This window comes from Mesorhizobium sp. Arg314, from assembly GCF_053714275.1.
Genome location: NZ_JBSKBP010000009.1, coordinates 176,444 through 188,577 on the forward strand (window position 1 = coordinate 176,444; position 12,134 = coordinate 188,577).

The following is a 12,134-nucleotide window of genomic DNA, read 5'->3' on the forward strand; positions in this document are numbered from 1 at the left end:
TGCGATCAGTTGTTGACCGCGCTGGTGTCGGCGAGCGTCGTCACATCCGGCACTTCCTTGATCAGCCCCATCTGCAGCAGCAGGTCGGCCGCGGTCTTGGAAAAATCCTGGAAATCCTTGGTGAAGAACTGCTTGTTCTCCGCCTTGTCGGCCCATTTCAGGTATTTCGCCGAGTCCTCGAACTCCTTGGCCGACTGCTTCACGTCCGCGCCCATGATCTCAAAGGATTTCTGCGGGTCCTTCTTGATCATGTCGAGCGCATCGAAATAGCTGTCGGCGAGCGCCTTGGCCGCATCGGGATTGGCCTTAAGGAAATCGGGCGTGCAGCCGACCGTGTCCAACACCATCGGATAGTCGAGCGTGGTCGCCAGGATATGGCCTTGGTCGGTTTTGTCGCGGACCGCCGAAATGAACGGCTCATAGGTGACGGCGGCATCGTTCTGGCCGGCCAGGAAGGCTTGTGCCGCCGCATCCGGCTCCAGATTGACGACCGTCACGTCCTTGGTCGACATGCCGTTCTTGTTGAGCACCCAGGCGAGCATGAAATAGGGCGAGGTGCCGGGCGCCGAGGACGCGACATTCTTGCCTTTGAGATCGGCGACGGTCTTGATGTCGTTGCGCACGACGATGCCGTCGGCGCCGTAGGATTTGTCGAGCTGGAAGATCTGCTTGGTGGTGACGCCGCTGGCATTCCACACCATCCAGGTCTCGACCGTGGTCGCCGCGCATTGCAGGTCGCCGCTGGCGATGGCCAGCGGGCGGCTTGCCTGCGGCACTTTCTTGAGCGTGACGTCGAGCCCGTGCTTTTCGAAAAGCCCGGCCTGTTTGGCCAAAGTCAGCGGCGCAAAACCGGTCCAGCCGCTGATGCCGATCGTGAGCGACGTTGCGGCCATCGCCGGCGCGCTGAGCAAGGCGGCCGTCAGCGCCGCCGCGAAAATGGTGGTCCTGTTCATTGTGGTTCCCCTTTATGTGATGAGAAACAGATTGTCTCACAGACGCCAAAAGGCTTGTCAATGAAGCGGAGCCCGCACTGGACGATGGTCCAATCCGGCTTCGCGTTTCAGTGGGTATCCAGCCCCCAGCTGCGGTTGCGCCACATCTTCTCGCCGGCCAGGCAGTCGGTGGCCGGCTTGTCGTCGGCGAACACGACCGGCGGATGCGCGGCCTCTTCCGCCGCCCATCGCGGCGAAGCGGGACCGGCAAGCTCGAGCACCAGCTTGCGGCGGATCGCTTCTGCAAACTGCGTCCAGTCGTTGACCGGGATCATGAAGGCGCCCGGTCCGCCGATGACGCAGTCGCTGTAGTAGCGGTCGAGATTGGCGACATCGAAGGCGCTGCTGAACCCGCCCCGCGTCATCAGCGGCAGTCCGTTGATGGTGATGCCTTGCTTGACCACCTCGTCGCGCGTGAGGTCGACAGGGGCGCCCTGGTTGTTGGGCCCGTCGCCCGAAACGTCGATGACGCGCTTCGGACCCTGAAAGCCGCTTTCGGCGAACAGGTCGCTGCCGAAGGTCAGCGCGCCGGAGATCGAGGTCCGCCGGGCGCTGTCCGGCGGGCGCGCATTGAGTTGCGCCACCACTTTCTCGGCATCGGCTCGGTTCGCGATCACCGTCCACGGCACGATCACCCGCTGCCATGTCGTGCCCGCCCATTCGACATAGGTGACGGCGATCTTGCCATTGGCGCCGTCGGCGATGGCCTTCAGCACATTGTCATGAGTGAGCGCCGCAGCGTAGCCGTGACGCTGGATCTCCAGCTCGGCCGGCGACATGGAGAGCGAAACATCGACCGCCAGCACCAGTTCGACATCGACCGGCTCGGCGGGAGAAGCTGCCGGTGTCAGCCAAAGCGCCAGCGCCAGCGCGGCACTGCCTGAGACGATATGCCTGGCGCGGGCATAAGCAGACATGGGACAAGGTTAGGCGAAAATCGCCGCGGGCAAAAGCCGGGAATTCCCGGGCATCGGATTTCCGCCGGCGCGGCCCTTTAGAAGTACCGCGCGAGATTCGAACGGATGCGTTCCAGCACGCTGTCTCCGGAGAGGTCAGGCACGAATTTTGCGCCCGTGATGGCTTCATAGGCCTGGATATAGACCGCCGAGGCCTGATTGACGATCTCGTCCGGGATCCTCGGGATCGGGTCCTTGTAGGGATCGCAGCGCGCTGACACCCACGACCGGATGAAATCCTTGTCGAAACTCTGCGGTCGCCCGCCGCTTTCGAACGCCTCATTGTAACTCGCCGCGATCCAATAGCGGCTGCTGTCGGGCGTATGGATTTCGTCCGCAAGCACGAGGGCGCCATTCGGCGCGATCCCGAATTCATATTTGGTGTCGGCGAGGATCAGGCCGCGTTCGGCGGCACGCTGCTGGCCACGGGCGAACAGATCCAGGGCATAGCGCGATACGGCGTCCCACTGCGCCTGCGTGAGCAGCCCCTGTTCGATGATCTCGGCTTCCGACAGCGGCTCATCGTGGCCGCCGCTGGCGGCCTTGCTGGTGGGGGTGATGATCGCCAAGGGCAGCTTTTCATTGTCGCGCAGACCATCCGGAAAACTATGCCCGTAGAAGCTTCGTTCGCCTTTCCTGTACTTGGTCAGGATCGAGGTGCTGGTGGTCCCCGCCAGATAGCCGCGCACCACGATCTCGACCGGCAGCATGTCGAGCCGCGTGCCGACGACGACATTGGGGTCGGGATATTCCAGCACGTGGTTGGGACAGATGTCGGCGGTTTCCTCGAACCAGTAGCGCGCTGTCTGGGTCAGGACCTGCCCCTTGAAAGGGATCGAGGCCAGGATCGTGTCGAACGCGCTTAGACGATCGGTAGCGATGATGATGCGCCGCCCGTCCGGCAGGTCGTAATTTTCGCGCACCTTGCCATTGTAGCGATTGGGAAGTTCGGGAATGAAGGCGTCGGACAGGATGCGCATTGGGCGTGTTGCTTTCGCGGGCTTCTTACGGGTCACATAAGCTGTTGGCCTCGCGCACATCAAGCCGAAGCGTCAGTTGTTCAGACTGTTTGGCCGCGCATCACTTTTTGACAGGCCACCCGCCTTTGCCGCGCCATTCCACCTTATCGGCAGGCTCAGCCGGCGGAAGCTGTGAGACGGGCTTCTTGCCGGTAGCGCGAAACACCCGCCAGTTCGGCCGGAAGGACGGCGGAATCCAGAGCAGGATTCCGGCTGTTGCCGCAGGGAGAATGACTGCGAAGCGCAGGATCGAAAGGACGACGCCGCAGAAGCCGACGATCCGTGCGGCAGTGTCTGCTCCAAAGCGCGGCGCAAGCAGATGCCTGGCGATCGTGCCGCCATCGAGCGGATAGGCCGGGAGAAGATTGAGCGCGGCCAGAACCGTATTCAACAATGCGCCAAGCCATAGCGTCCACTCCACAAGACTGTCCGGCCTCGGCGGAGGCGAATTGAAAAAGCCGTCCACCTCGACAGACAACGAGGACCGGGCCAAAAGGTAATAGGAAGCGGCAAGGCCCGCCGCCAGGATGATGTTTACCAAAGGCCCGGCGAAGGCGATCCAGGCCCAGCCATACCGCGAGGCTGCACCGCGCTTGAACCAGGCAATCCCACCGAAGAGGTAGAGGTCTATCCTTTCGGTGCCGATGCCGCGCCGCCGCGCCGCCCACACATGGCCAAGCTCATGCAGAAACACCGACAGGAACAAAAGCACCCCAAATATGGCGGTATGAGTCAGCGCGCTCTTGGGACGGGTCGACCATTCATGCAGGAACGGCAGGGTGGCGGGAATGGCAAAAGTCCAGCTGACTTGAACGGGAATGTTTCCCTTCATCCTGAAGACGAACGCGTCGTTCTTCCTGTCCCAGCCGAACCGTTGCACGATGCCCACTCCGCCCGACGCAACGCTATGCGAGAATCTTGCCGCGCAAAAGAAAAAAGCCCGACTGAAGCCGGGCTTTTGCATTCTGGCTTTTGCGCTTGCAATCTCAGCTGCGCGGCTTGAGGTTCTCCGGGTCGTAGAGCGGCTTGTAGCCGACACCGGCGACCTCGACCGGATAGGTCTCGCCGAAATATTCGACATTGAGCTTGCGGCCCTCCTGGGCATAGGCCCAGGGCAGATAGGCAAGCGCGATGTTCTTGCCGATCGTCGGACCGTAGGCGACCGAAGTGGTGAAGGAGCGGCGGTCGAACTCGTCGACCAGCGTCTCGCCGGTCGCGGGGTCCTGCACCGGCATGATGCCGACCGGATAGCGCGCGACGCCCTTGGCATCGGTGTTCGCGGTCATCACCAGCGTGCACAGCATCGCCGGCTGGTGCTCGCGCGCGCGATATTCCAGATGCTTGGCCTTGCCGCAGAAGTCGTTCTCCTTGACCTTCGGGCGGGCAAGGTCGGCCTCGAGCAGATTGTACTCGGTAAGCAGATCGGCGTTCTGCAGCCGCAGGCTCTTTTCCATGCGGCGCGTGTTGGCATAGGTCTCGACGCCAAACGGCATGACGCCGGTCGAGCGCAGCGCGTCCCAGACGGCAAGCCCGTCCTCGTAGCGCATATGCAGTTCCCAGCCCTGCTCGCCGACATAGGAGATGCGGAAGGCGGTGACGTCCTTGCCGCCGATGCGGATCGGCTTGATCGCCGCGAACGGGAAGTTCTCGACTGAAAGGCCGTCCGGATTCTCGACCACCTTCTGCAGGGTCGTGCGCGCATTCGGACCCCAGATGCCGATGGTGACGTACTTCTCGGTCACGTCGGTGACGGTGGCGTCAAAACCCTTGTCCTGCGCGGTGCGCTGGATATAGCGGAAGTCGCGCGGACCGGCATCGGCGCCGTCGATCACGCGGCAGCGGTCGGCCATGCGGATAACGGTGAAGTCGGCGCGCACCATGCCTTCCTCGTCGAGGAAGTGGGTGTAGATGCCCTTGCCGATATTGTTGTCGCCGCCGATCTTGGCCGCGCACAGCCATTCCAGCAGCGCCACATGGTCGGGCCCTTCGACGTCATACATCGAGAAATGCGAGAGATTGACGATGCCGCAATCCTCGCTCATCGCCAGGTGCTCGGCATTGGAGACGCGCCAGAAATGGCGGTTGTCCCATTCGTTCTCGCGCACCGGCACGCGGTTGCCGTATTTTTCCAAGAGATGCTCGTTGGCGGCGTAGCCGTGGGCACGCTCCCAGCCGCCCAGTTCCATGAAATAGCCGCCGAGTTCCTTCTCGCGCTCCCAGAACGGCGAACGGCGGATGTTGCGGCCCTTGGAGAATGGCTCGCGCGGATGCACCGCCGGATTGTAGACCTTCATCGCCGTCTCGGTGCAGCGATCCCAGATGAACTGTTCCTGCGTCTGGTGCGGGTAGAAGCGCGAATAGTCGATGGCGTGATGGTCGATCGAGGTGCGGCCGTCGGTCATCCAGTCGGCGATCAGCTTGCCCATGCCGGGGCCGTCCTTGACCCAGATGGCGACGGCGTACCACAGGCCCCTCACCTTCTGGCTTTCGCCCATGGACGGGCCGCCATCGGTTGTCACCTGCAGCAGGCCGTTGAAGGAATGGCCTTCGTTGTAGCCGAGCTCGCCCAGGATCGGCGTCAGCTCCATGGCGCGCTCCAGCGGCGCCATGATCTGCTCCATGTCGAGGTCGCGCTGCGACGGCGACAGCCGTGCCTGATCCTTTTCCAGGAGATCGCGCGGATGGCACAGGCGCGGATTGTTCTCCTCGTAATAGCCCCATTCGATCTGACCGCCCTCGGCGGTCTTGGGGTCGCCGGTGTCGCGCATATAGGCCGAGTTGCCCTGGTCGCGCAGCAACGGCCAGCCGATCTCCTTGCCGGTGCCGGCGAACTCGTTGTAGGGGCCGAAGAAGGTGAGCGGATGGTCGATCGGCATGACGGGCAGGTCTTCGCCGACCAGCGCCGCGGTGAGCCGGCCCCAGATGCCGGTGCAGACGACGACATAGTCGGCCTCGATCGTGCCGCGCTCGGTCACCACGCCCTTGATGCGCCCGTCCTCGACGATCAGCGACTTGGCCGAGGTGTTGGCGAAGGCCTGGAGCTTGCCCGATGCGACACCCTGGTCGACGAGCTTGCCGGCAACCGTCTGAGAACGCGGAATGACGAGGCCGGCGTCGGGGTCCCAGAGACCGCCCTGCACCAGATGCTCCTCGATCAGCGGGAATTTCTGCTTGATCTCAGCCGGCTCGACCAGCCGCGCGCGGGTGCCGAAGGATTTGGCCGAGGCGATCTTGCGCCTGATCTCGTCCATGCGGGCATCGTCGCCGACGCGCGCGACCTCGAGGCCGCCAACGCGCGCGTAGTGGCCCATCTTCTCGTAGAAATCGATGGAGTAGAGCGTTGTCCAGCACGAGAGAAAGTCATGGCTGGTTGTGTAGCAGAAGTCCGAAGCGTGCGCCGTCGAGCCGATATCGGTCGGAATGCCCGACTTGTCGATACCGACAATATTGTCCCAGCCGCGCTCGATCAGGTGATGGGCGACCGATGCGCCGACAATACCGCCCAGACCGACGATGACGACCTTCGCCTTTTTCGGAAACTCTGCCATGACCCGCGACTCCCAAGTGGTAAAGCGCGCGGACTATAGGGCCGAGCGGTAGGGTGATTGAAGCCTGTTTGCGACATTGGGAAAAGGCCGAGCGACCCTGACGGCCGAACGCGTCTCGCCCGGGGTGTCACCGGTGAGGATTTCCCTATGCGCCGGAGCCGGATTCGCGCTCGAAACTCTGCAGGAACTTCTCGAAGACAAGCCGCTTGCCTTCGCGCACACTGTCCTCGAGCGGCTTCGCACCGGCCAGACGCGCCGCGATTGCGCTGGCCAGCATGCAGCCGGTCCCGCGCATCGATCCGGCAAGCCTGGGCATGTCGAGGCGGATGGGCTCCTGCTCCAAGCTCAACAGGATATCCGTCGATCTGGGTCCCGCCGCATGGCCGCCCTTGATGAGCAGCGCCGGCGGCCCGGCCGCGAGCAATCGCCTTCCCTGCCGCAGCGCATCATCGTCGTCTCCGGCCAGTTCCGATCCCGTCAGGATCGCCAGCTCTATGAGGTTTGGCGTGACGAGACGGCAGAGCGGCATGAGATCACGCTTCATGACGCCGATCGCGCGCGCTTGCAGCAGCGGCCTGCCGGACGAGGAGGCCAGCACCGGATCGAGCACTGCCGGTATCCGCGGATTTTCGCGCAGCACGGTGGCGACCGCAGCGATGATCTGCGCGGTTGCGAGCATGCCGATCTTGATGGCCGCCACCTCGTTGGCCCGCAACGCGGCCCGCATTTGATCGGCCACAAGACCAGGCTGCATATGACGGATATCCCCGACGGCGTCGTGTGTCTGCACCGTTACCGCGGTGATGGCAACGCAGGTACGCACGCCGATGGCAGAGATCGTCTCGATGTCGCGCGCAATCCCGGCACCTCCGCTGGAATCCGATCCGCCAACGACAAGCACATGCGGGTCTTGCTTCAGCGCCATTGCTCCGTCTTTTCGATCCATTCCCTGGTACGCGCCTCGGGATCCGGGTTCAGCGTTACGTCCGTCACCACCGCCGCGCTGTCGGCGCCGGCCCCGAAAACGCCATCGAGCCGCTCGGGATTGAGGCCGCCGATGGCGATCAGCGGAATAGGCGCGACTCTATCCTTCCACGCCCGGATCCTTTCGAGCCCCTGCGGCGCCCATTTCATCTTCTTCAGGATGGTCCGATAGACCGGACCCAGCGCGACATAGTCGGGCCCGGCTGCCATGGCAGTCTCCAGTTCGGTATGATCATGGGTGCTCAATCCGAGCCTGATGCCGGCCGTCTGTATCTCGAGGAGGTTGGCAGTCTGGAGATCCTCCTGGCCGAGATGTACGAAGTCGCAGCCCTCCTCGATCGCCAGCCGCCAATGATCGTTGACGATGAGCTGGCAATGGTGTCGGGCGCACAAGGCTTTCGCTTTGCGGATTTCCGCGCGCAGCCCGTCCTCGTCCATATTCTTGATGCGGAGTTGCACCAGCCTGACGCCGAGCGGCACCAGCCGCTCGATCCAGGCGGCGCTGTCGACGATCAGGTAGAAGGGATCGAGCTTCATGAAAAAACCGCCCTGCCCAATGTCGGCGTCGACGGCACGGCGACGTCGCGCGGCTCGAGCAGTCCCGAACCATAGGCTTCGCGACCGGCATCGACCGCCTTGCTGAAAGCGCGCGCCATACCCACCGGATCGGCCGCCTTGGCGACCGCCGTGTTGAGGAGCACGGCGTCAAAGCCGAGTTCCATGACGGTTGCCGCGTGCGACGGCCGTCCGAGCCCCGCATCGACGATCAACGGCACGTCGGGGAAATGCCCGCGCATCGAGCGCAGCGCCATGATGTTGACCGGCCCGAGCGCCGAACCGATCGGCGCGCACCACGGCATCAGCACCTTGCAGCCCGCCTCAAGCAACCGCTCGGCGACGACAAGGTCGTCGGTGGTGTAGGGGAACACGATGAAACCGTCCTCGCAAAGGATGCGCGCGGCCTCGACCAGGCCGAAGACGTCGGGCTGCAGCGTGTCGTGGTTGCCGATGACTTCGAGCTTGATCCAGGGCGTTCCGAAGACCTCGCGCGCCATCCTCGCCGTCGTCACGGCTTCCTTCACGGAATGGCAGCCTGCGGTGTTGGGCAGGACCCTCACGCCGAGCGAGCGGATCAGCGACCAGAATTTCTCGCCGGCCCTGCCGCCGGCCATTTCACGGCGCAGCGACACGGTCACCACCGAGGTCTCCGACGCCTTGACCGCATCGGCAAGGATCGCCGGCGAAGGATATTGGGCTGTGCCCAGCAGCAGGCGCGACGCTAGCTTTGTCCCGACAAGATCGAACATCGGCTAGCCTCCCTGCATGGGTGACAGGATCTCGATCCGGTCACCCTCGCTCAACCGGAATTCCGCCCGTCCGGCCGCGGGCACGACATCGCCGTTCAGCGCGGTAGCGAGCCAGCCGCCCTCATAGTCAAGCTCCTTCAAAAGGGCGTCGAGCGTCGTCGCCTCGACCTCAAGCGCTTCGCCATTGACGATCAGCTTCATTTTCAGACTCCCGGTCGGCAGATGAATTGAAGAGAAGGCCAGCAGCCTGCTCGGCCATGGCCGGTGAGAGCAGGAAACCGTGCCGGTAGAGGCCATTGATCGTGATCGCGCCGTCCTTCCAACGCTTCACCCTCGGCAGATTGTCGGGATAGGCGGGCCGCACGCCCACTCCTGTCTCGACGATTTCGGCCTCACCGAACGCCGGATGGACCGCGTAGGCCGCATTGAGGAGTTCCATCAGCGAACGGGCGGTGATCGGTCCGTCGTGGTCGCTTTCGATCATGGTCGCGCCGACCATGAAGTGATGATCGGCCCGCGGCACGATGTAGATCGGATGACGTGGATGGAGGAGACGCACGGGCCGGGCGAGCGAGACCTCCTGCGTGCGGAGGATCAGCATTTCGCCGCGCATGCCGCGCAAGTCGTCGTCGGCTCGCGCGATGCCCGTGCAGTCGATCACCTGATCGAAGCCGGAAAGGGCAAGCTCGCCCGCCTCGAAAAGGAAGACGACCCCCATCGCGCGCAGTTTACCGGCGAGGGCTTCGAGAACCCGACGGGGATCGAGATGGGCTTCGCCGGCAAAGAACAGGCCCTGGCGAAAGCGACCGGCAAGGTCGGGTTCGAGGCCGGCAATCGCCTTTTCGTCGGCGGACTCATGATTGCGCGTGCGAGTCGCAAAGCGGGCAAGCTCGAAGGCGTCGCGCGCATGGGCGACGACGAGAGTGCCGGCCCTTCTCACGTGACCGGGCAGTGTCCTTTCCCACCAGTCGGCCGCATTCTTGCCCAGGGTAGTAACGGCCTCCTCGGCGCTTTCGCGTTCGCACCAAGGGGCGAGCATGCCGCCGGCGAGCCAGGAGGCATTGCCGCCTATCTGGCTCCGAACTTCAGCAACCGTGACGGACGCACCCCGCACAGCTAATTCATGGGCGACGGTGAGGCCTGCCACACCGGCGCCTTTGACAAGGACGCGGCGCATGGCTCAGCGCGTCTCCTGATCTTTCTGCGCCAAAGCCTGTTTTTCCGCCCCGGGCGTTTCGACGGGCATATAGAGATCGCCGCCTGCGCGATATTTCTCCGCCATGGCCGCCATCCCCTCCTTCTGGGCTTCGGCGCGAATGTCGTGGGAGATGCGCATGGAGCAGAATTTCGGCCCGCACATCGAGCAGAAATGCGCCAGCTTGTGCGCTTCCTTGGGCAAGGTCTCGTCGTGGAACGAGCGCGCCGTCTCGGGATCGAGCGACAGGTTGAACTGGTCTTCCCAGCGGAACTCGAACCGCGCCCGCGAAAGCGCGTCGTCGCGGATCTTCGCCGCCGGATGCCCCTTGGCGAGATCCGCGGCGTGCGCGGCTATCTTGTAGGTGATCACGCCGGTCTTGACGTCGTTGCGGTCCGGCAGGCCGAGATGTTCCTTCGGCGTCACATAGCACAGCATCGCCGTGCCGAACCAGCCGATCATGGCGGCGCCGATTCCTGAGGTGATGTGGTCATAGCCCGGCGCTATGTCCGTGGTCAGCGGCCCCAGCGTGTAGAATGGCGCTTCGCCACAGACGGCGAGCTGCTTGTCCATATTCTGCTTGATCTTGTGCATGGGAACATGGCCAGGGCCCTCGACCATCACCTGGCAGTCCTTGGCCCAGGCGATCTTCGTCAATTCGCCAAGCGTTTCCAACTCGGCGAACTGGGCTCGGTCATTGGCGTCGGCGATCGAGCCGGGACGAAGGCCGTCGCCGAGCGAGAAGGAGACGTCATAGGCTCTGGCGATGTCGCAGATCTCCTCGAAATGCTCATAGAGGAAGCTTTCGCGATGATGGTGCAGGCACCATTTCGCCATGATCGAGCCGCCCCTGCTGACGATGCCGGTAACCCGTCCGACCGTCAGTGGGATGTAGTGCAGCCGCACACCGGCGTGGATGGTGAAATAGTCGACCCCCTGCTCAGCCTGCTCGATCAGCGTGTCGCGATAGACCTCCCAGCTCAGATCCTCGGCGACGCCATCCACTTTCTCCAGCGCCTGGTAGAGCGGCACCGTGCCGATCGGCACCGGCGAGTTGCGCACGATCCATTCGCGAATGTTGTGGATGTTGCGGCCCGTCGACAGGTCCATGACCGTGTCGGCACCCCAGCGAATGGCCCAGACCATCTTTTCGACCTCTTCGGCCATCGAGGAAGTGACGGCGGAATTGCCGATATTGGCGTTGATCTTCACCAGGAAGTTGCGGCCGATGATCATCGGCTCGCTTTCGGGATGGTTGATGTTGGCAGGAATGATCGCGCGGCCGCGCGCCACCTCGTCGCGCACGAACTCCGGTGTGACGAAATCCGGGATCGATGCGCCGAACGCCTCGCCATCCTGTTGCAGCCTGCCGAGCACGATCTCGCGGCCAAGGTTTTCGCGGATGGCCACGAATTCCATCTCGGGCGTTATGATTCCGGCGCGCGCATAGGCAAGCTGCGTTACCGCCTTGCCTGTCTTTGCTCTCAGCGGGCGGTTGCGGACGGAAAATTCCCGAGTCAGGCGCTCTCCTGTCGCAAATCCGTTGTCCTCCGGCCTGACATGGCGGCCATCATAGGGCACGACATCGCCGCGAGCGGCGATCCAGTCCTGCCGAAGGCGGGCAAGACCCTTTTCGATGTCCGTTTCAATCGCGGGGTCGGTATAGGGGCCTGAGGGATCGTAGACCGTCACCGGCGGCTCGCCGGCAGTCGGGTGGACCGCGATCTCCCGCATGGGCACCCTGATCTGTGAATGGAGGACGCCGGATTTGTGGATCTTGCGCGACGCCGGCAGCGGTCCGGTCGACACGGTGGGGGTCAAGGCATTCATTTGAGGCTCCTTTGCTCGTTGCATTGGAGACCCAGTTCTGTGCCGGAAGGATGAAAAGACGCTTCGACCTGCCGCTTGAGACAGGTCCTCGGGCATAAGCTCCCGCCAAGCGCTTGCACCGTCCCTACGCCAGTATGAACTGGATCAGGTTCAACGGGTCACTGCGCCGCAAAAGCCAGCAGTATCTCAGCCCCTTGCCGGGACTCCCCTGGTGAATGCCTCAGGTTGAACGGGCCGGCGCCATCTTGTCAAGCGCATTCGGCCGGCAATTGCGGCTCATTGCCGTCGTGAACAGAAGGCAGC

General features: G+C 63.4%; 11 protein-coding genes and 1 riboswitch. All 11 genes read right to left on the reverse strand.

Annotated features, from left to right (window positions below; genetic code table 11):
• Positions 1-5: 5 nt before the first annotated feature.
• The 11 genes from ACWGS9_RS12555 to thiC all read right to left on the reverse strand — a co-directional run bounded on the left by ACWGS9_RS12555 (position 6) and on the right by thiC (position 11,831).
• A complete protein-coding gene (locus tag ACWGS9_RS12555) occupies positions 6-953 on the reverse strand; it encodes an ABC transporter substrate-binding protein (protein WP_454505543.1) in 948 nt (315 codons plus the stop codon).
• Positions 954-1,060: 107 nt separating this feature from the next.
• A complete protein-coding gene (locus tag ACWGS9_RS12560; RefSeq protein ID WP_454505544.1) occupies positions 1,061-1,909 on the reverse strand; it encodes a DUF1194 domain-containing protein in 849 nt (282 codons plus the stop codon).
• Positions 1,910-1,986: 77 nt separating this feature from the next.
• Positions 1,987-2,928 (reverse strand): phosphoribosylaminoimidazolesuccinocarboxamide synthase, encoded by a 942-nt coding sequence (locus tag ACWGS9_RS12565; RefSeq protein WP_454505545.1) that lies wholly within the window; start codon positions 2,926-2,928, stop codon positions 1,987-1,989.
• Between the two features lie 100 nt (positions 2,929-3,028).
• Entirely contained in the window at positions 3,029-3,847 is an 819-nt protein-coding gene (locus ACWGS9_RS12570; protein ID WP_454505546.1) for a metalloprotease, read from the reverse strand.
• Between the two features lie 106 nt (positions 3,848-3,953).
• Complete coding sequence (locus ACWGS9_RS12575; protein WP_454505547.1) at positions 3,954-6,515, reverse strand: GcvT family protein; 2,562 nt, start codon at positions 6,513-6,515, stop codon at positions 3,954-3,956.
• Positions 6,516-6,660: 145 nt separating this feature from the next.
• A complete protein-coding gene (locus tag ACWGS9_RS12580; protein ID WP_454505548.1) occupies positions 6,661-7,440 on the reverse strand; it encodes a hydroxymethylpyrimidine/phosphomethylpyrimidine kinase in 780 nt (259 codons plus the stop codon).
• A complete protein-coding gene (locus ACWGS9_RS12585) occupies positions 7,431-8,036 on the reverse strand; it encodes a thiamine phosphate synthase (RefSeq protein ID WP_454505549.1) in 606 nt (201 codons plus the stop codon). Before ACWGS9_RS12585 ends, ACWGS9_RS12580 begins: the two co-directional genes overlap by 10 nt.
• The gene (locus ACWGS9_RS12590; RefSeq protein ID WP_454505550.1) at positions 8,033-8,806 is read right to left on the reverse strand and encodes a thiazole synthase; all 774 of its coding nucleotides are present in this window, start codon (positions 8,804-8,806) and stop codon (positions 8,033-8,035) included. Before ACWGS9_RS12590 ends, ACWGS9_RS12585 begins: the two co-directional genes overlap by 4 nt.
• Before the next feature lie 3 nt (positions 8,807-8,809).
• The gene (gene thiS / locus ACWGS9_RS12595; protein WP_041003173.1) at positions 8,810-9,007 is read right to left on the reverse strand and encodes a sulfur carrier protein ThiS; all 198 of its coding nucleotides are present in this window, start codon (positions 9,005-9,007) and stop codon (positions 8,810-8,812) included.
• The gene (thiO, locus tag ACWGS9_RS12600; protein ID WP_454505551.1) at positions 8,976-9,983 is read right to left on the reverse strand and encodes a glycine oxidase ThiO; all 1,008 of its coding nucleotides are present in this window, start codon (positions 9,981-9,983) and stop codon (positions 8,976-8,978) included. Before thiO ends, thiS begins: the two co-directional genes overlap by 32 nt.
• A gap of 3 nt (positions 9,984-9,986) precedes the next feature.
• Complete coding sequence (gene thiC / locus ACWGS9_RS12605; protein WP_454505552.1) at positions 9,987-11,831, reverse strand: phosphomethylpyrimidine synthase ThiC; 1,845 nt, start codon at positions 11,829-11,831, stop codon at positions 9,987-9,989.
• A gap of 103 nt (positions 11,832-11,934) precedes the next feature.
• Positions 11,935-12,051, reverse strand: a riboswitch (TPP riboswitch).
• Positions 12,052-12,134: the final 83 nt, after the last annotated feature.